The organism is Kitasatospora sp. NEAU-CNBT7 (assembly GCF_057220535.1).
In genome coordinates, this window is the sequence record NZ_JBXQQB010000023.1 from 46,267 (window position 1) to 71,076 (window position 24,810).

The window sequence follows — 24,810 nt, forward strand, 5'->3', positions numbered from 1 at the left end:
GGGTTGCGGACCGGGTCAGCTCGGGCGGGGCAGCAGGCTGAGCGCCTGCTCGATGGTCAGGCGGTTGTCCCGGACCGCGCTGAGGAGCGCGTCCAGGTCAGCGGCCGAAGGAGCCGCGGCCGAGGGGGCGGCGACCGAGGGGGCCGCGGGTGCCGGGGGGACGGGTGCCGCACCGGTCAGCGCGGCGACATGGCGGCTCAACGCGCCCAGGCTGGGGTGGTCGTAGAGGACACCCGCCTTCTCGTCCAGGCCGTACGCCTGGTTGACGAAGGCGACGAACTCCACGCCGAGGATCGAGTCCAGGCCGAGGGTGTTGAAGCTCGCCTCGTCGTCGAGGTCGGCGGGCTCGCAGTACAGCGTGCGGGCCAGCTCCTCGCGCAGGGCGCCGGCGATCACGGCGGCGTCGGCCGCGCTGCGCGCCGTCCGCGGGGCCGGGGCCGGCGCGGGCGCCGCCGCAACCGCGGTGGCGGCCGTGGTGGAGGCCGTGGCCAGGGCGGCGACGTGTCGGGCGAAGGCGGCCGGGGTGGGGTGGTCGTACAGGGCGGTCGCCTTGACGTCCACCGGGTAGGCGGAGTTGACGGCGGCGACGAACTCCACCCCGAGGATCGAGTCCACCCCGAGCGTCAGGAAGGTCTCCTCGACGTCGAGTTCGCCCGGTTCGAGGTACAGCACCGCGGCCAGCAGCCCGGCGACGGTACGGGTGACCTCCTCGGCCGCGGCACCCCCGTCGCCGGAGGCGGCCCCGGCGGCGGGCGGCGGGGTGGCAGGGCGCCGCACCGGGGCGGGGGCAGGCACCGCCGGGGCCGCCGGGGCTGCGGGGGCGGACGGCGCTAGCGGCCGGAGGGAGATCTTGCGGTCGCTGGTCATCGGTGGGTTCTCCAGGGTGTCGGGAGTGGTCGGTACCCCGGCGGCCGGCGCACCGGTACCGCGCAGGGTCAGGGCAGGCGCCTGGACCGGCGGCCCCGCCGGGACCGTGCCGCGCTGCGGGTGCACGGTGGGCGCGGGCGTGGGCGCGGACACGGGCGCGGGCCGGACCGGGGTCGCGGCGGGGACGGGGTCCAGGCCGAAGTCACGCAGGTGGCCGCGGGCGAACCCGGGCTCCTGCCCGGCGCTGCCCAGCCCCTGCCGGTGCAGGTGGGCGATCTGCAGGTCGTACCAGCAGCGGACCCGCTCGAACGGGTAGTGCGGCAGCGGTGTCCGGCGGCCGGTGCGGGCCGCTCCGCAGGCGGCCTCCCGGTCGATCCGGCCGCCCGCCAGCCAGGAGGCCACCGCTTCGCCGGCCGGTGCGGCAGGGGTCCGGCCCGCGGCCACCTCGTCCAGGCCGGCCAGCAGGGTGTCGAGCGAGTCGGCCGGCAGCGCGGCCCGGCGGGCCAGGTCCACCCGGCCGACCGCGAAGGTGAGGGCCACGTCCGCCGGGCGGGGCTCCGCCCCCGCGGAGCGGCTGCGCCGCAGGTGGTCCCGGAGGTCCCGGGCGTAGGCGGCGAGCGCCGTCGTCGTCCGGGCGGACAGGAACAGCACCAGTGGCTCGCGCTGCGCTGCCCCGTGGGGCGCGGCCTGCGCCGGCGCCTCCTCGACGACCAGGTGCGCGTTGCCGCCGCCGGCCCCGAAGGAGCTGATCCCGGCGCGCAGCGGCCGCGCCGAGCCGTCGGCGGTGCGCCAGGGCCCGAGCTCCTGCTGAACGCCGAACGGGACCCGGTCGAAGTCGATCTCCGGGTTCGGCGGGGTGGCGTGCAGCGAGGGCACCAGGGTGCGGTGGCGCAGCTGGAGCAGCACCTTGGCGAGCGCCACCGATCCGGCGGCCGACTCCAGGTGGCCGACGTTGGACTTGACCGAGCCGATCGGCAGGCTGCCGGGCCCCTTGACGCCGTCCCGGGCGAACGCGGAGGCGAGGCCGCGGATCTCGATCGGGTCGCCGAGCGAGGTGCCGGTGCCGTGGGCCTCCAGGTAGTCGAGGTCACGGGCGGTCAGGCCGCCGTCCCGCAGCGCCTTGGTCACCAGGTCGGCCTGGGCCCTCGGGTTGGGCACGGTGTAGCCGTTGGTGCGGCCGCCGTGGTTGGCGGAGCTGCCGCGGATCACGGCGTGGATGTGGTCGCCGTCGCGCAGCGCGTCGCGCAGCGGCTTGAGGACCACGGCGCCGACGCCCTCGCCCGGCACGTAGCCGTCGCCGCCGGCGCCGAAGCTGCGGCACCGGCCGTCGCTGGAGGCGAACCGTCCCTGGCCGAGCATGAAGTACTTGTTGGGGTGGATGAGGACGTTGACACCGCCCGCGATCGCCACCTTGGAACTGCCCGCCCGCAGTGACTCGACCGCGAGGTGCACGGCGGTCAGCGCGGAGGAGCAGGCGGTGTCGACGGCGACGCTGGGGCCCTGGAAGTCGAAGAAGTACGACACCCGGTTGGCGATCGACCAGTAGGCGCTGTTGGCCAGTACGGGGTTGCCGCGCAGCCGCTCCTCCGCCTCGTGGAGCTGGTACTCGCCGTACATCGCGCCGACGAAGACGCCGACGTCGCGCCGGTGCACCGGGTCCTCGGCGGACACCAGCCGGTCGGGGGTGTACCCGGCGTCGTCCAGGGCCGCCCAGCAGCTCTCCAGGAACAGCCTGGCCTGCGGGTCGATGATCCCCGCCTCCCGCGGCGAGATGTTGAACAGCGCCGCGTCGAAGTCCTGCACCCCGTCGATGAATCCGCCCCACTTGGTGTGGGTCCGGTCGACCTTGGTGCGGTCGGGGTCGTAGAGGGCGTCGGCGTCCCACCGGTCGGCGGGGACCTCGGTGATGCTGTCGCGGCCGGCCTTGAGGTTCTCCCACAGCTGGTCCAGGCCGTCGGCCTGCGGGAACCGTCCGGCGACGCCGATCACGGCGACCGCCCGGTCATCGGCCCCGGACCCGCTCGTCGCGGTCGCGGTCGCCGTCGCGGTCGCGGTCGCGGTCGCGGTCGCGGTCGCGGTCGCGGTCGCGGTCGCGGTCGCGGTCGCGGTCGCGGTCGCGGTCGCGGTCGCTGGAGCCTCCGCCACCGGCACGGCGGGCGCGGCAGGGGCGGCGGGAGCCGCGGGAGCCGGTTCCGCGCCCCGGGCGCCGGCCAGCGCGGCGCACCGCTCGGGGTACTCCTCGAGCAGGAACTCGGCCAGCTCGGCGACCGAACGGCACTCGAAGAGCAGGGTCTTGGACAGCCGCCCGAAGTCCTGCTCCAGCAGCTCGACCACGCGGATGGCCAGCAGCGAGTCGATGCCCAGGTCGTCGAAGAGGCGCTCCGGTACGACGTCCGCCAGCGGTGCGCGGGTCGCCTCGGCCACCACCGCGGCCAGCCGGCCGCGCAGGACCTCCGCGACGGCGCCGTCCCCCACCCGGTCGGGCAGGTGGGCCGGGTCGGGCCCCGGGGCCGCCGCGGGGGCGGCCGGCCGCGCGGGTGCCTCGGCCGACAGCAGCGGGAAGGCGGCGAGCAGGGTGTCGCGTTCGCCCGACAGCACCACCGGGGTGACGGGCCCTGCGGCGAGCAGCGTCTCCAGGACGGTGAGACCGTCGGCGGTCGGCAGGGCCCGCATGCCGAGGGTGCCGAGAACCTCCTCGGCCGGGCCGTCGGGCCGCATCCCGCCGTCCGCCCAGAACGGCCAGGCGACCGCGAGCGACCTGCCGGAGCCGCCGCGCGCGGCGCGGGCGCGCACCACCTCGTCGGCGGCGGCGTTGGCGAAGGCGTAGTCCGCCTGGCCGGGGCTGCCCAGGGCGGCCGAGACCGAGGAGAACACCACGAAGCAGTCCAGCGGCCAGTCGGCGGTCGCGGCGTCCAGCTCCGCCGCGCCGGACAGCTTGGCGTCGATCACCGCCCGGGCGTCCGCGGTGGTCTTGCGCAGGACGTAGCCGTCGCGCAGCACCCCGGCGCAGTGCAGGACGCCGTCGACGGCCGGACCGTCGGCCGCGACGGCCCGGGCGGCGGCGCGCAGGGCGGCCGGGTCGTCGCCCGTGATCTGCCGGTACTCGACCGACCCGCCGGCCTCCGCGGCGCGGTCGGCCAGGCGGCGCAGTTCCTCGCCGCGGGCGCCGTCGGCGGCCGAGCGGCCGGTGAGCACGAGGTGGGCGGCGTACCGGTCGAGCAGGTGCCCGGCGAGGAGTCCGGCCAGCCGTCCCATGCCGTGGATCCAGTAACGGCCGCCGCGGCGGAAGGCCGGACCGGTACCGGCGGCCGGGGTGAACGGGGCCAGGGCCGTGGTCGACAGGGTGCCGTCGGCCGACACGGTGAGCTGCCGGGCGGCGGGCGCCCGGTCCGCCAGGGCGGTGAGCGCGGTGCGCAGGGCGGCGCCGGAGGCGGCGTCGGGGAGGGCGACGGCGGTCAGCTCGAAGCGCGGGTTCTCGCCCGTCAGGGAGCGGCCGAGCGCGGCCAGGCCGCTGCCGGCGGTCCGGGCTGACGGGGAGTCGGCCGGGTACGGGACGACGAGGTGGGCGCCGCGTCGGGCGAGCGGGCGCAGCAGGGCGCGGAGCAGGGCGAGGACCCGCAGTCCGGTGTCGGCGGCGGCCGCGCCGGGGGCCGGGTGCTGCTGCGGGCGGCCGGTGGCGGCGGCCCAGACGATGGTGGGCCGGGTGCCTTCGGGGAGCCGGGCGGCGAGGTCCGCGCCGAGGGCGGCCGCGGCCTCGGGGTCCGCCGGGTCGGCGAGCACGAGGTCGGCGCCGGCGAGGTCGGCGCCGGTCAGGGCGGTGTCGCCGATCACGACGAGCGGGCCGGCGGTCGCGCCGGTGCCCGGTGCGACCGGCTCCTCGACGGGGGCGAACAGGTGGATGCCCGCAGGTACGGCGGCCGGCACGGCGCCGGCCGGGCCGGCGCCGGTGGTGGGGCGCAGGGCGAGTCCCCGCAGGGTCAGGGCGACCGTGCCGTCCTCGGCGGCCACCGTCACGTCGTACTTGCGGACCCGGCGGCCGCCGCCGGCCAGCCGCTGCGGGGCGACCCGGACCCAGGTCCGGGCGGGCAGCGGGCCGTGCACCAGCAGCTCGTCGACGGCGAACGGGATGAAGGTCTCGCCGCCCAGGTCCTCGCGCAGGACGCAGCCGATCACCGACTGGAGGGCGCCGTCCAGGACGCTGGGCGACACGGTGGTGCCGTCGACCGACTCCGGGGCGGCGGCGACCAGGGCGAGGACGCCGTCGGGGCCGTGGTGCAGTTCACGCAGCACCCGGAACGCCGGTCCGTAGCCGACGCCGTGGTCGGTGAAGTACCGGTACAGCTCCTCGGGGCGGGCCGAGTCGGGGTGGGTGCGGCGCAGCGCGGCGAGGTCGAGGGGGGCGGGCCGGGCGGGGGCGTCCGGCACCAGCCGGGCCTGGGCGTGGACCTCCCGGGAGACCACCCGGACGGCGCCGTCCCGGCCGCCGTCGACCTCCACCCGCAGCCCGACGGGTGCCAGGACGTCGACGGTGCGGCGGAAGGACAGGTCGGCGAGCCCGCCGGCCGGGTGGCCGAGGGTGCGGGCGGCGGCGGTGAGGGCGAGGTCGATCTGGGCGGCGGCGGGCAGCACCGGCACCCCGCCGACCAGGTGGTGGGCGGCGACCGGGTCCGCCGGGTCGACGGTCCGGGCGAACGCGTCCGGGGAGTCGGCCGCCGGGGTGGTGGCGCCCGCGGCGGCGATGGCGGTGGCAGCGGGCAGGGTGGCGGCGGTCGGCGGGAGGCCCGGGCGGTCCCAGCGGCGGCGGGCGAACGGGTAGCCCGGCAGCCGGACCCGGCGCGCGGTCCCGTCGGCGGTGGCGGCGGTGGCGGGCAGCTCGCCGCTGCCACGGATCCAGGCCCGGTACGGCTCCGGTGCCTCGGCGGCGTGGGCGGCCGGGCCCTGCGCGGCGAGCCGCCGCAGGGCGTCGACCAGCTCCGGCGTGGTCCGGGCGGGGAGCACGGCGCGTACGGCGCGGTGGCTGCGGCCGGTGTGCAGGGTGTGGGCGGTGTCGGCGGGCGCCGGGGCGTCGGGGCGGTCCAGGGCGTCGGCCAGGGCGGCGGCCAGGTCCCGCAGCGCGTCCTCGGTGCGGGCCGAGAGCGGAAAGGCGTGCGGCCCGGTGGCGGCGGTGGTGGCGGCGCGGGCGGGCCTCGGGTCGGGGGCCTGCTCCAGGACGACGTGGGCGTTGGTGCCGCCGATGCCGAAGGAGCTGACGGCGGCCCGGCGCGGGCCGTCGGGCACCGGCCAGCCGTCCTGCCGGGCGGCGACGGTCAGGCCGCCGCTGGCGGCGAGCCGGTGGTTGGGGGTCCGGAAGGGGACCTGCGGCGGCACGGTGGCGTGCTCGAGGGCGAGGATCGCCTTGGCCATCCCGGCGAGGCCGGCGGCGGTGTTGAGGTGCCCGACGACGCTCTTGACGGAGCCGATGGCGGCGGGACGGGCGCGCCCGGCGCCCCCGTACACCCGGTCCAGGGCGGCGTACTCGACCGGGTCGCCGAGGTGGGTGCCGGTGCCGTGGGTCTCCAGGTAGCCGACGGAGTGCGGGTCGACGCCCGCGACGGCCAGCGCCTCGCGCAGGACGGCCTCCTGACCCTCCGGGGAGGGTGCGTGGTAGTCCATCTTGCGGGCGCCGTCGTTGTTGACCGCGCTGCCGCGGATCACCGCGCGGATCGGGTCGCCGTCGCGGACGGCGTCGGCCAGCCGCCGCAGCACCAGCGCACCGGCGCCGTTGCCGAAGACCGTGCCGTCGGCGTCGTCGTCGAACGGCCGGCACTCGCCGCTCGGCGAGAGGATCATGTCGGGCGCGGCCAGGAAGCCGGCCTGCGGGAAGTGCAGGGAGGCGGCCGCCACCACGGCCAGGTCGCACTCCTCGCCGAGCAGGCCCTCGACGGCCAGGTGCACCCCGACCAGGGCGCTGGAGCAGGCGGACTGCACGGTCAGGCTCGGACCGGTGAGGCCGAGCTTGTACGAGATCCGGCTGGCGGCGAAGTCCTTGTCGGCGGAGGAGAACCGGATCATCCCGGCGGCGTCCAGCTCGGTGATGCCGACCGGCGGCACCGTCGGCTGGCCGACCGAGACGTACGCGGCGGTCCGCAGGCCGGTGCGGTCGGGGGCGAACCCGGCGTCCTCGACCGCGTGCCAGGCGGTCTCCAGCAGGATCCGCTGCTGCGGGTCCAGCCACTCGGCGTGCAGCGGGCTGTAGCCGAAGAACTCGGCGTCGAAGGCGTCGGCGTCGTCGAGGACCACGCCGGCCGGGACGAAGTCCGGGCGGGCGACCAGCTGCGGGTCGTGGCCCATCCGGACCAGCTCCTGCGGCGGGTAGCGGCGGATGCCGCTGCGGCCCTGCTCCAGCAGCTCCCACAGGCGGTCGGCGGAGGTGGCGGGTCCGAAGCGGCAGGCGAGGCCTACGACGGCGACCGCGTCGGGATCGTCGGCCCGGGCGGCCGGCTGGTGGTCGTGGGTCATCGGTGGTCGTCTCCGAGTCGAAGGGCGCGCCGCACCTCGCGGCGGGACGGACGGGCGGACGGGGTGCGGGCGGCGGGGACACCGGGCCGCTCGGGGGCGGCAGGCCGCTCCGGGGCATCGGACCGTGACGGGACATCGGGCCGTTCCGGGGCGGCGGGCGGCTCCCCGGGCGACAGCCGGGCGCCGATCAGCTCGACCTGGTCGTCGAGCGTGGGGCGGGCGAACAGGTCGGCGACCTCCAGGGCGGCGCCGGGGAAGGCACCGGCCAGGCGGGCGTGCAGCCGGCCGAGCAGCAGCGAGTTGCCGCCGAGGTCGAAGAAGCGCCGGTCCCCGGGGACCTGGTCGAGTTCGAGCAGGTCGGCCCAGCTGGAGGTGACCAGGCTCCGCACCTCGGGGCCGGCCACCGGGCCGGGCTCCGCCGTCCGGCCGGGGCCGTCGGCGACGGTCTGCTGCCGCGCCCCGGCGGGCACCCGGGCGAGCAGGGCGGCGGCCTTGCGGTCCACCTTGCCGTTGGGTGTCAGGGGCAGGTCGGCCGTGGTGACCAGCCGGTCGGGCAGCATCCAGGCCGGCAGCGCGGCGGCGGCGAAGGTGCGCAGCTCGTCGAGGCCGGGCGGGAGCACGCCGCGGGCGGGGACGGCGACCGCGACCAGCCTGGCCGAGGCGCCCTCGCCGCGCAGGGTCAGCACGACCCGGGCCAGGCCGGGGTGGGTGCCCAGGACGGACTCGATCTCACCGAGCTCGACCCGGTGTCCGCGGATCTTGACCTGGCTGTCGGCCCGGCCGAGGAAGATCAGCCGGCCCTGGTCGTCGCGGCGCACCAGGTCACCGGTGCGGAAGTAGCGGCCGCCGCCCTCGGGGCGGTTCGGGTGCGCGGTGAACCGTTCGGCCGTCAGGTCCGGCTGCTGCCAGTAGCCCTGGGCGACCGCGGGCCCGCCGATCCACAGCTCGCCGGGCTCGCCCGGGGCCGGTTCGGCGGTGCCGTCGACCTCGGTGACGACCAGGTCGGTCGCCCCGATCGGGTCGCCGAGGTGGACGGCGGTGCCGTCGGCCACCCGGGCGATGGTGGACCAGATGGTGGCCTCGGTCGGCCCGTAGACGTTCCACAGGCTGCCGGTGCGGGCCGCCAGCGCGGTGGCCAGGTTCGGCGGCAGCGCCTCCCCGCCGCACAGGGCGGTGAGGCCGGGGGCGCCGGTCCAGCCGCCGTCCAGCAGCAGCTGCCAGCCCGCCGGGGTGGCCTGCAGGACGGTGACGGACCGTTCGGCGATCAGGCCGGCCAGCCGGCTCGCGTCGATGACGTCGGCCCGGCGGGCCACCACCACGGTGCCGCCGGTCAGCAGCGGCAGGAACAGCTCCAGCACCGAGATGTCGAAGCAGACCGTGGTGACGGCCAGCAGCCTGGCGTCGGCGCCGGTACCGGTGGCGGCGGCGATGGCGTCCAGGGTGTGGACGACGTTGCCGTGGGTGACGGCGACGCCCTTGGGCCGGCCGGTGCTCCCGGAGGTGAACATCAGGTACGCCGGGTCGCCCGGCCCGGGTGCGGCGGCTGCCGCGGCTGCCGGGTCCGCCGGGGCACCGGCGCCGGAGGCGGTGGCCTCGTCGGCGGGGACCACCCGCAGCCCGGACGGGAGCAGCGCGGCGAGGTCCCGGTCGGCGACGGCGAGCCGGCAGCCCGCGCCCTCCACCACCATCCGCAGCCGGTCGGCCGGGTAGGAGTCGTCCAGCGGTACGTACGGGCGTCCGCTCTTGAGGATGCCGAGCAGGACGGCCGGCAGCCGGGCGCCGCGGTGCATCAGGACCGCGACCGGTTCGCCGGGGGCCGCGAGGGCGGCGACCTGCCGGGCCACCGCGTCGGACAGCTCGTCCAGCCGGGCGTAGCTCAGGGTCTCCTCGCGGTCCTCGACGGCGGGCGCGTGCGGGTGCCGGCGGACGCGGTCGGCGAACCGGCCGGCCAGGGTGTCCGCCGCCGGGTCCAGCAGCGTCCCGACGGTGCCGCCGGGCAGCTCGCGGGAGACGCCGACCGCGAGCCGGCGCAGCTCCTCGACCAGTCCGTCGACGGCCGAGCCGTCCAGCGCGGCGGTGCGGTGGTTGGCCAGCACCTCCAGACCCGCGGGTCCGTCGGTGATCTCCAGCCCGAGGTCGAAGTGGCCGCGCTGGCCGCGCCGGTAGCGGTGCGGGCCGAAGCCGGTCCGGTCCGCGGCGGCCGGGCCCCGGAGCCAGTTCTGGTAGGCGAAGGTCACCGTGGGGACGGCCCGGTCGCCGCCCGCCGCCCGGCACAGGTCGGCCAGCCGGGGGTAGGGCGTCGCCGCGTGGGCGAGCGCGCCCCTGATCTCCTCGTGGAGCTCGGTCAGCCAGGCGGCGACCGGCCGGTCCGGGTCCAGCCGGACCCGCAGCGGCACGGAGTTGACGAAGCATCCGACCGCCGTGTCCTCCTCGGCCGAGACCCGGCCGTAGGTGGGGACCGCGACCAGGAAGGAGCGGCTCCCGGTCGACCGGCCGAGCGCGGCGGCGAACGCCGCCAGCAGCACGGTGAACGGCGTCACCCCGGCACTGCGCGCGGTCCGGGCCAGCAGCGCGGACAGATCGGTGCCGAGCCGGTACTCGCGGTGGGCGCCGGCCGCACCGGCGGGTCCCTGCGGGAAGGGCCCGTCGGCGCGCAGCCCGGCCAGCCGTGCGGTCCAGAACTCCTCGTCCTCGGTGCGGGTGCGGCGGGCGTCCTCCTGCTCGCGGCGCAGGAGGGCGGCGAACGGGACGGCCGGCGGCAGGGCGGTGCCGGTTCCCGTGCCGGTGCGGGCCGCGTAGAGCGCGGCCAGGTCCTGGCCGAGCAGTTCGGCCGAGCGGCCGTCGACCGCGACGTGGTGGGTGGTCAGCTGCAGGACCGGCCCGTCGGGGTCCGTCCACAGCACGGCGCGCAGCAGGGGTCCGGTGGCCGGGGCGAGCCGCCGGTCGGCCTCCTCCCGCAGGGCGGCGGCCAGGTCCTGGCCCGGCTCGGGCGACCGTTCCAGCAGGTCGGGCGCGGCCGGGGCGGGGACGAAGCTCGGCTCGCCGTCGTGCGGGCGCACCGAGCAGGCCAGCACCGGGTGACGGTCCACCAGGTCGGCCAGCGCGAGGCGCAGGGCGGCGCGGTCGACGCCCGGCAGGTGCCAGGCCAGCGAGATGTTGTAGGGCGCCAGCGGGGCGGCGGCCTGGTCGGAGGTCCACATCCCGATCAGGCGGTCGGGCAGCGGTACGGCGGCGCCGGGGCCGGCGGGGTACGTCACGGTGTCGTCGGCGGGTCCGGTGGTGGCGGGTGCCGTGGTGGCGGGTCCGGTGGTCGGCCGGGCGGTGGCCGGGTGGGCGGTGGCGCGGTCCGGGGCCGGGGACCGGTCGTCGTCGGCCCCGACGGCGGCGGTGAGCGGGGCGCCGTGGTCGCGCAGCAGACGGTCGGTCAGCTCGCCGAGGGTGGCGCTGTCCAGCAGCACCGCCAGCGGGATCCGGCCGAGGTCGTCCTCCAGCAGCCTGCTGAGGCGCATCACCGCGATGGAGTCCACGCCGTACTCGACCAGCGGCCGGTCCGGGCCGATCATGGCGGCCGGTACCCCGATCGCCCGGCCGACCCGTTCGGCCAGCCAGCGCAGCACCGCTGTACGGGGGCGCGGCAGCCCGGCTGCGGAGTCCAGCGGCGGCCGATCGGCGGGCGCGGCTGGCGTGCCCTGCGGGGCGGCCGCCGCCTGCGCGGCAGCCGGGGCCGGGACGGCCGGGGCCGGGTCGGCCACGCCGAGCGCCTGGGACCAGCGGTCCTGGTCCCCCGCGACCAGCGCCGCGTGGCTGCGGTCGGGTCCGAGCGCGGACGCCAGCAGGGGCCACATCTCGCGGACCGCCGCGTCCGCCGGGATCGGGCGCAGGCCGTAGGTGTCGGTCAGGTAGCCGAGGGCGGCCGGTTCGGGCGCCATGCCCGCGCCGTCGAGGACCGGCCACCCCACGGAGAGGGTGCGGCCGTGGCGCAGGCCGCGCTCGGTCCAGCGGGCCCGGGTGGCCGCGAAGCCGTCCAGGAAGCCGTTGGCGAAGGCGTAGTCGGACTGCCCCTGGTTGCCGACCAGGCTGGCCAGCGAGGAGGCGAGGACGAAGAAGTCCAGCGGGTGGGCGGCGAACACGGCGTCCAGCGCGACGGCGCCCAGCGCCTTCGCCCGGCACACCTCCGCGATGGCCTCGGGGGTCTTGCCGCGCAGGAAGCCGTCGCGCAGCACCCCGGCGGTGTGGAAGATGCCGCGCAGCCGGGTCCCCGACCGCTCCAACCCGGCAGCGAGGGAGGCGAGTTGTCCGACGTCGGTCACGTCGCAGCGGTACTGCTCGACGGTCCCCGTGCCGCTCCCGCGCAGGTCGGCGAGCAGCTGCTCGTCCGGGGCCGAGCGGCCGACCAGGACCAGGTGGGCGGCCGGCGCGGCGGCCCGGACCGCGGCGGCGAGCTGCCGGCCCAGTCCGCCGGCGCCGCCGGTCACCAGGTAGGTGCCGTGCGGATCGAGCAGGTCGCCCGGGAGGCCGGAGGGCAGCGGCCCGCCGGTCCGCGGCAGCGGCATCAGGACCGCGCGCCGGCGGCGGGAGTCGGCGCCGAGCCGGATCCACTCCTCGCCCGCCGCGGGCTCGGTGGCGGCCTCGGCGAGCAGCTCCGCGGTCGCCGCCGCACCGGCGTCGAGGGTGGCCAGCCGCAGGCGCAGCCGTCCGGTCTCCCCCGCCGCGGTGCGCAGCAGGCTGTGCAGTGCGCGGACGGCGGGCGCCGGTTCGCCGTCCTGCTCCGCCTCGGTGACCAGCAGCACCAGGCTGCCGTCCAGGGCCCGGCTGCGGACCAGGCCGCGCAGCAGGCCGAAGATCCCGTCGACGACTCCGGAACCGAAGCCGGTCCAGGCCGGGCCGAGCCGGCCGGGGGTCAGCGGTTCGGTGCCGAAGCCGAGGCCGGGCAGGCCCCCGGTGAGGTCCACCAGGAGGGTGTCCGGGGTGCCGGTGCGGGCGGCGGTCTCCGCCAGCGCGGCGGTGTCGCCGGCCCGGGTGAGGGTGAGGTGGGCGGCCCGGTGCGCGGCCAGGGCGGGGGCGAACGCACCGTCGCCGACGGTCCACAGCGTGCCGGTCGGGCGGGTGGCGCCGGGCCGGGGGGCGTCCGCCCAGCCGAGCCGGTAGGCGGCCACCGGCGGCGCCGGCTGCCCGGAGCGCCCGGCCTCGGCGGGCCGCTCGGCGGCGGCAGGCTGCTCGGCGGCGGCGGACTGCCCGGCGGGGGCTGCGGTCTGCGGCACCGCCGCCCGATCGGGCGTCACGGCGGTGTCGCGGAGCTCGGTCCTGACCCGGAACCCCTCGACCTCGGCGAGCACCCGGCCCGAGGCGGGGTCGACCAGGCGGAGGTCGAAGACGTGGAGGCCGGAAGCCTCGTCGGCGCGGACCCGGCGGCTGTGCAGGTAGGCGGCGCCGGTCACCGGGCCGTGCACGGTCAGCCGGTCGATCGCCATCGGCCGGTAGCGGCGCCGGGCGCCGGGGTCCTCGGCCAGCAGCAGGAACGCCGCGCCCTGGCAGGCGCCGTCGAGCAGCGCCGGGTGCAGCACCTGCCGGCCGTCGCCGTCCTCGCCGGGCGGCAGCCGCAACTCGGCGGTGGTCTCCTCGCCGCTGCGCACGGCCCGGCGGACGGTGCGGTACAGCGGCCCGTACGCGAAGCCGTGGTCGGCGAAGACCCGATAGAAGGCCTCGGCGTCGGTACCGCCGCCGAGGTGCCGGTCGAGGTCGGCGATCCGGTACTGCAGGGACGGCTGCACCGGGTCGGTGGTGCGCGGCTCGGTCCAGCCTTCGGCGGCGGCCGCCGCGGGGCCGTGGTCGCCGCCCGCCTCGATCCGGAACCGCCGGCAGCCGTCGGCGTCGGGCTCGGCCAGCTCGGCGCGGACCGTCATCGGCAGACCCGCGGCGGGCGAGGGCCACACCAGGTCGCGGATCACCTGCCGGTACGGCGACCGGCCGGCGGTGAGCAGGGCCTCGTGGACCAGTTCGGGGTGGAAGGCCCCCGGCAGCAGCGGCACGCCGTCGACCACGTGGTCGGCCACCCAGCGGGAGGCCCGGCCGAGTTCGGCGGTCACGGTCCGGGCGCCGGGGATCCGTACGGTGTCGGCGAGCGGCAGGTCCACCGGGGTGCCGTCGGGCCGGTCCTGGCCGGCGGGGTCGGGCAGGGCGCAGCGGCGGCGGGCGAACGGGGTGGTCGGCAGGGCCACCCGGCGGCCCGGGGCGGCGTCGGGCAGCCGGCCCTCGGTCACCCAGGCGGTGGCCGCGGGGTCGGCGCTGACGGTGGTGTCGGCGGTCACCAGGTCCGGGTGGTGGTGTCCCTCGGCGAGGGCGGTGAGCGCGGCGCGCAGCGCCCGCGGGTCGGACCCGGTGACGGCGGCCCGGTGGGTCCAGGTCTCGCGGCCGGTCCGCAGCGTACGGGCGAGGTCGGCGGGGGTGGCCTCGCCGCCGAGCAGGGTCTCGGCGCCGGGGCCCGCGGCGAGCGCGTCGGCGAGCCGGGCGGCCAGGGTGCGCAGCCGCTCCGGGTCGGGGGCGGAGAGCGGCAGGACGACGGGGCCGTGCGGCCCGTCGGCCCGGTCGGCCGGCCGGTACTCCTCCAGCAGGACGTGGGCGTTGGAGCCGCCGGCGCCGAACGAGCTGACCGCGGCGCGGCGCGGCAGCGGCCGCCCGTCGGCGTCGTGGAGCCGCGGCCACGGCTCGGCGCGCTGCTGGACGATCAGCGGGGTGCCGTCCAGGTCGAGCTTCGGGTTGGCCCGTTCGGCGTGCAGGGTGGGGACCAGCCGGCCGTGGCGCAGCTGGAGGATGGCCTTGGTGAGGCCGGCCACTCCGGCCGCGGCCTCGCCGTGGCCGATGTTGGACTTGACCGAGCCGATCCGCAGTCCGGCGTCGGCGGTGGCGGGCCGGTCGCCGCCGAACGCCATTGCCAGGGCGCGCAGTTCGATGGGGTCGCCGAGTTCGGTGCCGGTGCCGTGGGCCTCCACGTAGCCGATCCCGGCGGGGTCGAGGCCGGCCCGTTCCAGGGTGGCGCCGATCAGCGCGGCCTGCGCGAGCGGGTTGGGCACGGTGTACCCGCCGGTCCCGCCGCCGTGGTTGAGGCCGGTGCCGCGGATCACGGCGTAGACGGTGTCGCCGTCGGCCTCGGCGAGGTCGAGGCGCTTGAGGACGACGGCGCCGACGCCCTCGCCCGGCACGAACCCGTCGCCGCCGGCGCCGAACGCCCGGGTCCGGTCGCCGCGGGAGGGCATGCCGAGCGCGCAGAGGCCGGCGAAGCGGTCCGGGTGCAGGTAGAGGTTGACGCCGCCGGCCAGGGCGAGGTCGGCCTCGCCGTCCTGGACGGCCCGGCAGGCGAGGTGGAGCGCGGTCAGCGAGGACGAGCACATGGTGTCGACCGTCATGCTGGGGCCGCTCAGGTCGAGGGCGTGCGAGACCCGGTTGGCGACCGAGGCGGCCGCGGTGACGGCGTACTCCGGGTTGTCGGCGCCGGCCAGCCGGGCCTGGTGCTGGGCGATCAGGTGGCTGTTGGCGGTGACGCCGGCGAAGACGCCGACCCGGGGGCCGCCGCCGGCGCCCGCCAAGGTGCGGCGGCTGTACCCGGCGGTCTCGAAGGCCTCCCAGGAGACCTCGAGGAAGAGCCGTTCCTGGGGGTCCATCACGGCGGCGTCGCGCGGGGTGATCCGGAACAGCTCCGGGTCGAAGCGGTCCCAGCCGTCGAGGAAGCAGCCCCAGCGGGCGTAGCCGCCGCCGGTGGTGCGGGCGGTGCGCCAGTCCCAGCGGTCGGCGGGGACCTCGGTGACGGGGGTACGGCCGCGGGAGAGCAGCTGCCAGAAGGCGTCGACGTCGTCGGCGCCGGGGTAGCGGCCGGCCAGCCCGATGACGGCGACGGCCGGGCGCCCGGGCCCGCCGGTGGCGGCGGCCGGGGCCTGCGGACGGGTCGGGCGGGCCGGGCGGGCCGGGCGGGCCGGGCGGGCCGCGACATCGGCGGTGGTGTCGCGGGTGGCGGTGGTGGCGGTGCCGGGGGTGTACGCGATGGCGTGCCCGGTGGTGGGGGGCGCCGCGAGCCAGCCTGCCAGCCTGCGCAGCGTCGGGTGCTCGAACAGCACCGTCGAGGGGATCTGCCGGTCGGCGAAGCGCTGCCGCAGGGCACCGGTGAACTCACCGTTGAGCAGGGAGTCCACGCCGATCCCGGGGAAGTCGGTGTCGTGGTCGATCAGGTCGCGGTGCTGGCCGGTCAGGTCGGCGACCAGGCCGGTCAGTTCGCTGAGCAGCTGCTCGGGGTCGGCCGCGTCGGCGGGTGCGGCGGGGACGGCCGGTGCGGCGGGGGCAACGGGGGCGGCCGGCCGGGCCCGGTCGTCGAGGGCGCGGGCCAGGTCGTCGACCGTCCGGTGCTCGAACAGGGCGGTGGCGGGGATCGGACCGAACTCCCGGGAGACGGCGGTGACCAGCTCCATGTTGAGCAGCGAGTCGATGCCCAGCTCCTGCCACGGCAGGTACCCGGGGACGGCGGCCTGCGGATCGCCGAGCAGGTCCCGGACGATCTCGCGCAGCCGGTCGCCGGTCCGGCCGTCGGCCGTGGGCGCGTCGGCGCCGGCCGCGGGCGCCGGGTCGTCCGCGGGCGCGGGAGCACGGCAGTCCAGCAGGGCGACGCAGCCGGGTGCGTCGCGCAGGTGGCGGACCCCGCCGAGCCGCCAGCCGCCCGCGTCGAGCAGCGCCCGCCAGCGGTCGGGGTCGAGCAGCGGGCCGTGCGGCAGCCGGTACTGCGCGTCGACGTAGCGCCACCAGCCGTCCGTCAGGCCGAAGGTGAGGGTGTAGACGGCGGCGGGCGCGGTGATCTCGACCAGCAGCAGTCGGCCGCCGGGGGCCAGCAGTTCGGCGACGTGCCGCAGGGTTCGGGTGAGGTCGCGGGTGGCGTGCAGCACGTTGCTGGCGACGACCAGGTCGTAGTGCCCGGGGGTGAACCCCTGGCCCTCGGGGCTCTTCTCGATGTCCAGCAGCCGGGGGTCGACCTGCTCGCCGAACCGGCGGCGGCCGTGCTGGAGGAAGGCCCGGGAGACGTCGGTGTAGGCGTACTCGGCGTCGGTGACGCCGTGGCGGGCCATCGCGGCCAGCGCGGCGGCGGTGGTCCCGCCGACGCCCGCGCCGATCTCCAGGACCCGCGGGCGGCGGCCCGCCCGGGCCAGCCGGGCGGCGGTGGCGGCCAGTTCCTCGGCGGCACTGCGGTTCACCGGGTCGAAGAGCCGGTTGCCGCTGTAGATCGCGGAGACCGCGCCCAGGTCGCCGCGCGGGAACAGTACGGCGGTGGCGGGCTGTTCGCCGCGCAGCACCGGGCCGTAGGCGGCGAGTGCCAGGTCGAGCAGGTCGAGGTGGCCGAGCAGGTCCGGGTGGTCGGCCAGCAGCGCGGCGCGGGCCGCCGTCAGCTCGGCGCCGGACGGGACCTCCGGGCCCTCGGTGCGCAGCAGGTCCAGGACCGCGGCGAGCAGGCGGTGGTGCTCGGGGACGACGCCCAGCAGGTCGGCGGCGGCCGCCGTGCCGGCCCGGGCGGTGGCGCGGTCGAGGCCCAGGTCGGCCATCCGGCGGGCGAGCGCGCCGCGGGCGTAGCGTTCCAGCCGGTGCGCCGGGTCGGCGGCGGGCCGGGTCAGGGCCCGCAGCGGCTCGGGGTCGCCGCCGACGGCGACGGTCTGCGGATCGGTGCCGGTCATGCCCGCTTCCAAGGCGGCCACCCCTGTCTCTGGTAGGAAGTCGGTCAGTCCGGGGTACTGCCGCCGGACGTGCGCCGCGTACTGCCGGGCGAGGCCGGTGCCCCGCCACAGGCCCCAGTCGAAGCTGCGGGCGAGCAGGCCGCCGTCGCCGTCGACGGCGGCCGCGTAGTGGTCGAGGAAGGCGTTGGCGGCGGCGTAGTTGAGGCCGCCGACGCTGCCGAAGAGGCCCGCGACGGAGGAGAACAGCACCAGCGCGGTGCCCGGCCGTCCGGCCAGGGCGCGGCGCAGCGTGAGGACGGCGGCCACCTTGGTGTCGAGCACGTGGTCGATGTCGGCCGGACCGAGGCCGGTCAGCAGCCCGTCGCTGACCGTACCGACGCTGTGCAGCACCCCGTCGGGCTCGCCGAAGGCGGTCCGGCACTCGTCCAGCGCGGCGGTCACCGCCCGCGGGTCGGTCACGTCACCGGCCAGGTAGCGGGCCCGCCCGCCGGCCGCCCGCAGGTCGTCCAGCAGTGTCCGGACCCGGTCGCTCTCGGCCGACCGGCCGACCAGCACCAGGGAGGCCCGGTAGGCGGTGGCGAGGTGGCGGGCCACCTCGGCCCCGATGCCGCCGGCGCCGCCGAACAGGACGTACGCGCCGCCCTCGCGGAAACCGCGGGCGCCGTCGGGGACCTCCCGCTCGGTGAACCCCTGGCGCAGCCGGCGCCGCTCCCGGACGGCGACCAGCGGGACGGTCCGGCCGCACGGCTCGGCCAGCGCGCCGCGCAGCACCTCGGCCGTTCCGGGGTCCCGGCCGTCGCGGCCGAGCGCGTCGGCCGGCAGGTCGACGGCGGCCGCGGTGACGCCCGTGAGCTCCAGCGGCAGGGTGCGCAGGGCACCGAGCAGCGCTCCCTGGAGCGCGGCGCCGGGGGCCGCGGACCCGCCGTCGGGTGCGGCGAGGCCGGTGGTCAGCAGCCGTACCCCGGTCGGTGCGGTCCGGACCGCCAGCTCCTGGGCCGTCGTCAGCAGCGCGGTCAGCCAGCCGCGCAGGGCGGCCGTGCCGGAGCCGTCCTCGGTCCACCGGGCGCCGCCGACCAGCAGGGTCACCGTGAGCGGCGCTCCGGCGGCGGCGTGCACGGCGGCGGCGAGCCGGTCGCGGTCGAGGCCGTCGGGGCCCACCGGTACCGGGGTGACCGGTCCACCCGCCGGGCCGTCGGCGGCCAGCTGGGCGGCGAGGTCGGCGGTGTGCCGGTCGTGCAGCAGGACGACGGCGGTGTGCTCGGCCGCCACCGCGTCGACGGCGGCCGGCTCCTCCGCCCAGACCGGCGCCAGCAGACGCAGCGACCCGTGCTCGGCCCGGGTGGCCGGGATGGCCGGGATGGCCGGGATGGCCGGGGTCGCCCGGGTGGCCGGGGTGGCCGCGGCCGCCGGGCCGTCGGCGGGGAGTGCGACCAGCCGCAGGCCGCCGACCCGCAGCACGACCCGCCCGTCGGTGATGGCGTGCAGGTCGACCAGGGTCTGGGCGGGGCTGTCCTCGACGAGGTGCAGCACCAGTTCGGCGTGGTCCGGCACCTCGCCGGTCCAGGCGATCCGGCCGACGGCGGCGGCCATCCGGGGGCGGCCCGGTTCGGTCAGCGCGCAGGCGGCCTGCAGGGCGGCGTCCAGCCAGCCGACCCGGCGGGTGGGCGCGTCGCCCGGCGGCGGTGTCATCCGGGCGACCGCCCAGTCGCCCGAGCGTCGCAGGTCACCGACGGCGGCGTAGGCGGGGCCGACCTCGATGCCGTTGCGGCGCAGGATCGCGGGCAGGTCGACGGGGACGGCGTCGGCGAGCGCCCGGCGGTCGGGCACCAGGCAGTCGGGGGTGTCGGGGTCGGCCGCGGCCCTGGCGTGGACGTGCCCGTCGTGGGCGAGGGTGAGCACCGTGCGGCCGTGGCCGTCGTCGGTGGTGCGCTCCAGCCGCACCCCGTCCTCGAACGGGACCGGGCGCAGGAACCGTACGCCGCGCAGGGCGACCGGTCCGCCGCCGGCCAGGGCGTCGATCAGCAGCGCGCCGGGGGCGACCGCGCGGCCGCCCACCGTGTGCTGCGCCAGGGGGTGTCCGGCGGGCAGCTCCGTGACCTCGGGCCCGGCGGGAGCGGCGGCGGCCGGGGCGGCGGGGGCCACGGCGGCGGCGGGGGCCTGCGGGTCCGTCCGCCGGTCCCCGCGCAGCCAGTACGGCTTGCGGTCGAACGGGTAGGGCACCAGTGGGATCCGCCGGGGCGGCGTGCCGTCGGTCCACAGCGCGGCCCAGTCCGCGGCGGCGCCGGACAGCCAGGCCAGCAGGGGTCGCCGGGCCGGTCCGTCCATCTGGTCCAAGGCGGCGGGGTGATCGGCGGTGGCCGTCGCCGGGTGGGGTTCCCCGGCGGCGAGGGCGCGGGCGGCGGCGGCCAGCGTGGTGAGGTCGGGGACGACCAGCAGGGCCCGTTCGGCCAGCGCCCGGCGGCCGCTCTGCAGCGACCAGGCGAGCTGCCGCAGGTCGGCCGGCTCCCGGGTGACGCGGTCGGCCAGGTCACCGGCCAGCCGGGCGAGCGACCCGGCGGTGGCGGCGGACAGCGGGACGGCGAGCGGCCCGGCGGGCGCTCCCCCGGTGGCGCCGTCGAGCACCGGTGCCTCCTCCAGGACGGCATGGGCGTTGCTCCCGCCGAAGCCGAACGCGCTGACGGCGGCACGGCGGGGCGCGGCACCGGGCAGGCGGGGCCAGTCGACCGCCCGGTCGGCGACGGTGAGCGGGGTGCCGGCCAGGTCGATGTGCGGGTTGAGCTCACCGAAGTTCGGGGTGCCGGGGATGACGCCGTGGCGCAGCACCTGCACGGCCTTGACCAGCCCGGCCAGGCCCGAGGCGCCTTCCAGGTGCCCGATGTTGGCCTTGGCGGAGCCCACCCACAGCCGTCCCCGGGGGCCGGCCGCGGCGGTGGGCGGGCCCTGCGGGTCGCCCTCCAGGACCTCGCGGACGGCGTCCAGTTCGATCGGGTCGCCGAGCGGGGTGCCGGTGCCGTGGGCCTCCAGGAAGCCGAGGTCGGCCGCGCTCAGCCCGGCCCGGTCCAGTGCGGTGCGGATCAGGGCGGACTGGGCCCGCGGGTTGGGTGCGGTGAGGGCGGCGGCGCGGCCGCCGTGGTTGACCGCGGTGGCCCGCAGCACGGCGAGGACGGGATCGCCGTCCGCGACGGCCCGGCCGAGCCGCTTGAGGACCACCCAGCCCGCGCCCTCGCCGCGGACGAAGCCGTCCGCCGAGCGGTCGAACACCAGGCTGGTGCCGTTCGGGGAGAGCATGCCGGCCCGCTGGAAGGCGTGGTGGTTGAAGCCGTTGCTCAGCAGGTTGGCGGCGCCGGCCAGGGCGATCTCGCAGTCCCCGGCGCGGATCGCGGCCTCGGCGAGCGAGAGCGCGGTCAGGGCGCCGGAGCAGGCGGTGTCGACGGTGATGCTCGGCCCGGTGAAGTCGTAGGTGTGCGAGATGCGGTTGGCGAGGAAGGCCGGGAAGGTGCCCACGGTGGCGTAGCCGTCGGCCGCGCCGTTCTCCACCAGCTGCTCGCGGTAGTCGTAGCTGCAGGCGGCGGCGAACACGCCGACCGGGGTGCCGGCCAGGTCGTCGGGGTTGAGGGCGGCGTGCTCGAGGGCCTGCCAGCTCAGTTCGAGCAGGGTGCGCTGCTGCGGGTCCATGGCGGCGGCCTGACGCGGGGTCACGGCGAAGAACGGGGCGTCGAACAGGTCGATCCGGTCCAGCAGACCGGCCCGCAGCCCCTCGGGTACGGACCCGGCGAACCGGTCGGCGGGAACCGGCCCGATCCGGCAGCCGTTGTCGGCCAGCAGGGTCCAGAAGCCGTCCACGTCGTCCGCGCCCGGAACCCTGCAGGCCAGTCCGATCACGGCGATGTCGTCGTCGGACGGCTCCGACCCGGCCGGCCCCGCCCGCAGCGCCTGGACCTGCTGTTCCTCCTGGAGCTGCTCGGGCCGGTCCAGGTCCAGGTCCAGGTCCGGGTCCGGGCCCAGGTCCGGCGCGGCCTCGGGCAGCCGGCCGGCCAGGGCCCGCAGGGTCGGGTACCGCCAGATGGCGGTGGCGGGCAGCGCGGTGCCGAACGCCCGGCCGGTATCCCGGACCAGGCGCAGCGCCTTGGTCGAGTCGAAGCCCTGCTCCCCGAGCGGGAGGTCGGGGTCCACCGGCTCGCCGGCCACCGCGGTGGCCAGCTCGACCAGCCGTTCCAGGGCGGCGCGCGGCGCCCGGTCGGCGACCGCTCCGCCGCGGTGCGCGGTGGGCTGCCGGTCGTCATCGGCGGCCCCGGCCCGGGCCAGCTCGTCCCGTACGGCCTCCAGGTACCGGGCGGCCTCCTGCCCGTTGAACACGGTGTGGTCGAAGGCCAGCACCAGGCGGCGGACCGTCTTCGCACCGCCGTCGGACGGTGCGCCGAGGAAGAGCGTGGCGGCGGCGGGCGGGACGACCACCGGGACGGCGAAGGTCGCGCCGCCGTCGCCGAGGTGGGAGAGCATCAGTGTCACCCGGCCGTCGGCCTGGGACTCGCCGTTCAGTGCCCGTTCGACGGCGTCGGTGTACCGCTCGCCGAACCGGGCGCCGTCCAGCCGGTCCGCCTGCCGTACCACCCCGATCGTCAGGTCGCCGTCGTCGGTGGCGCAGGCGATGCCCAGGTCGACGTGGTCGAAGATGCGCAGGCGGTCGTCGGGGAGGCGGCGGGTGCGCAGCGCGGGGAAGCCGGCCGCGGCCCGGGCCGCCAGCTGCGCGAAGACCTGGAAGGCGGTGGTGAACCCGGTGCCGTGGGTACGGCTGTGGGCGTGCAGCGCGTCCGTCAGGACCCGCTCGGGGAGTTCGGTGGCGACCACGGCGGGCACCACGTCCCCGGCGCCCGCCCGCAGCGCCCGGTTCAGCTCCCGCTGGCGCGGGCTCACCGGCACGTCGGTGTAGTCGGCGGCGGTGACCGGCACCGCGGCGGCGGGGGCCGGAGCGGCGGGGACCGGAGCGGCGGGGACCGGAGCGGCGGCGGGGACCGGAACGGCGGCGGGGGCCGGCGCGCCGGTGCGGCCGTCCGCGACGAACCGTTCCAGGTCGGCCGGCAGCAGGCTGCGGCCCCTGGCGGGGACGGTGGGCAGGATCGCCTCGTCCAGGCCGAGCCGGCGGGCGTGCGCCCGGGTCCTCGGCGGGATGCGGACGGTGCCGGGCGGGATGCTGCCGGGCAGTCCGGCGGCGGACGCGCCCAGCGCCGGTCCGGCCTCGGTGGCCGGGCCACCCGCCGCGGGGGCCTGGGGCCCGCCCTCGGCGGTGACCGGTTCGATCTCGGCGACGGCTCCGCCGATCGGCAGCCGGGTACCCTCCTCGACCAGCCAGCTGCGCAGCCGGCCGGCCACCGGCGACTCGATCTCGACGGCGGCCTTGTCGTGCTCCATCTCGTACAGCAGCTCGTCCTTGGCCACCAGGTCGCCGGGCTGCTTCAGCAGCCGCAGGATCAGGACCTCGACGATCCCCTCCCCCAGGCGCGGGACGGTCAGCGTGGTGGTCGGGGTCTTCTTCTCGCTCATGCCAGCACCGATCGGACGGCCGCGACCACGTCGTCCGCCGCGGGCAGCACGGCGCTCTCCAGGTCGGGGTGGAAGGGAATGTGGACATCCGGCCGGGCGACCAGCCGGGGCGGCGCCAGCAGGGAGTAGAACTCGTCGTCACCGGCGAGGAGTTCGGCGAGGACGCTGGCCCCGAAGCTGCTGGTGCGGTTGTCCTCCTGGACGACGACCAGCCGACCGGTGCGCCGGACCGAGGCGGCGACCGCCGCGCGGTCCAGCGGGGTCAGCCAGCGCAGGTCGATCACCTCGGCCTCGGTGCCCTCGGCGGCCAGCCGGCCGGCCGCGTCGAGGGCCAGTTCGGTCCCGTTGCCCCAGGTGGCGACGGTCACGTCGGTGCCGCCGCGGAGCAGCCGGGCACCGCGGGCGGGCGCCGGGGCCGGCTGGGGCGGGTACGGGCGGCGCATCAGGTGTTTGGGCAGCAGGATCAGCGTGGGGTCGGGGGCCTCGAAGGACTCCAGGAAGACCGCTTCGGTGTCCTCCGGGGTGGACGGCACCACCACGCGCAGCCCCGGCAGGTGGGTGAACAGGCTCTCGTTGCTCTGGCTGTGCCAGATCCCGCCGCCGGGCAGGTAGCCGCCCCAGGGTGCGTAGATGACGACCGGGCAGCGCCAGCTGGAGGCGGTCCGCCAGCGCAGGGTGGTCAGCTGGGACGCGATCTGGTTCCAGGCCGGGCCGGCGAAGTCGACGAACTGGAGCTCGACCACCGGGCGCATGCCGACCGCGGCGAGGCCGACGGCGGCGCCGACGATGGTCGCCTCGGCCAGTGGCGAGTTGGTCATCCGCGGTCCGGCGAGCTCGCCGAGGCCCTTGGTGAAGCCGAAGACGCCGCCCTTGGGGTCCTCGATGTCCTCGCCGAACAGGACCAGTTCGGGGTGGTCGTGCAGTCCGGTGCGCAGCGCCCGGTTCACCGCCTCGACCATCGTGCCGCCGCTCGGGCGGGTGTCGGCCGGGGCGGCGGGCTGCTCGGCGGGCCCGGCGAACAGGTGCTCCAGGACGGCCGTGCGGTCGCCGGTGGGCTCGGCGGCGACGCGGTCGAAGATCTGCTCGACCTCGTCGGCGAGGCGGGCCCGGACCTGGTCGGCCCAGCCGGCGGCGACCGTGCCCTCGGCCTCCAGGCGGCGGGTGAAGAGGTCCACCGGGTCGGCCATGGCGGCGAGTTCGGCCGCGGAGCGGTAGAGGCGCTGGTCGTCGGAGGAGGTGTGGGAGTCGAGCCGGTCCAGCCGGCACCAGAGCACGGCCGGGCCCCGGCCGGCCCGGATGCCGGGCAGCACCTCGGCGGCGGCGGCGTGCACGGCGTCCGGGTCGGAGCCGTCGACCACGGTGGTGACGGCCTCCGGCAGCAGGCCGAGGCGCTGCGGGGAGAGTGCCTCGGTCGGGGTGCTGATGCCGTACCGGTTGTCGGAGACCAGGAACAGGACCGGGAGGCTGCGTTCCACGGCGAAGGCGAGCGCCTCGAAGAATTCGCCCTGCCGGGTCGAGGCGTCGCCGATGGAGCAGACGACGACCTTTCCCTCGTTCCGCAGATCGGACGCCCAGGCGGCGCCGGCGGCCGGGAGGCACTGGCTCCCGGTGGGGCTGGCGAGCGAGAAGACATTTCCCGGCCGGTGGCTGAAATGGGAACTCATGTTGCGTCCCGCGGAATGCGATCCGGCTTTCGCCATGAGGTCCCTGGCCTGCCCCTCGGCGTCCATGCCGCGGGCCAGCATCAGGGTCCGGTCACGGTAGTGCGGGAAGATCAGGTCCCGGGGTTCCAGCAGCTCGCAGACGGCGGCGAGGGCCTCGTGGCCGGCCGAGGAGATGTGGAACCAGGCCTGGCCCTGGCGCAGGACGATCCCGGAACGCCGGTCGCATTCCCGGGACAGCATCATCTGCTCCAGGAACGCCCGGCGGCGTTCCCGGGGAATTCCGGTCCGGGATCGGCCCGCCTGCGCGGGCGCGTCCTGGGAATTCTTGGCCTTCTTCGTCTTCGCAACCGGAGCAGCGTCGGGCACGGCATGTCTCCACGGTCTTCAGGATTCCAACCCGGCTTGGGTACAAAGGAATTCTGGCGGCGCCACGGACAATGGACCATCGCTCGTGCTGAGGTGATTCCGGCTGGTCCTTTCGGACCGGTCCGGGCGGGTGGACGGCGGCCGGCCCCGCCGAAGGGGGGAGCGGCCGC

At 77.7% G+C, this 24,810-nt stretch carries 3 protein-coding genes; all 3 read right to left on the reverse strand.

Translation table 11 applies throughout. The features are described from left to right. Positions 1–15 precede the first annotated feature (15 nt). From AC2TEW_RS26260 to AC2TEW_RS26270, 3 genes are read right to left on the reverse strand one after another with little or no spacing between them, the layout of a single operon-like run. On the reverse strand, positions 16–7,365 hold the full coding sequence (locus AC2TEW_RS26260) for a beta-ketoacyl synthase N-terminal-like domain-containing protein (RefSeq protein ID WP_484625830.1): 7,350 nt from the start codon (positions 7,363–7,365) through the stop codon (positions 16–18). Further along, positions 7,362–22,610 carry a non-ribosomal peptide synthetase gene (locus AC2TEW_RS26265; protein WP_484625831.1) on the reverse strand — a complete coding sequence of 5,083 codons (15,249 nt, stop codon included), beginning with the start codon at positions 22,608–22,610 and terminating at the stop codon, positions 7,362–7,364. The genes AC2TEW_RS26260 and AC2TEW_RS26265 overlap by 4 nt, the downstream gene beginning before the upstream one ends. Beyond that, positions 22,607–24,640: an alpha-ketoacid dehydrogenase subunit alpha/beta gene (locus AC2TEW_RS26270; RefSeq protein WP_484625832.1), complete on the reverse strand. Its 2,034-nt coding sequence runs from the start codon at positions 24,638–24,640 to the stop codon at positions 22,607–22,609. Before AC2TEW_RS26270 ends, AC2TEW_RS26265 begins: the two co-directional genes overlap by 4 nt. Positions 24,641–24,810: the final 170 nt, after the last annotated feature.

Excerpts from the sequence above, each read along its gene's own strand:
- AC2TEW_RS26260 (WP_484625830.1), bottom strand. The coding sequence starts at position 7,365 with ATGACCCACGACCACCAGCCGGCCGCCCGGGCCGACGATCCCGACGCG.
- AC2TEW_RS26265 (WP_484625831.1), bottom strand. The coding sequence starts at position 22,610 with ATGAGCGAGAAGAAGACCCCGACCACCACGCTGACCGTCCCGCGCCTG.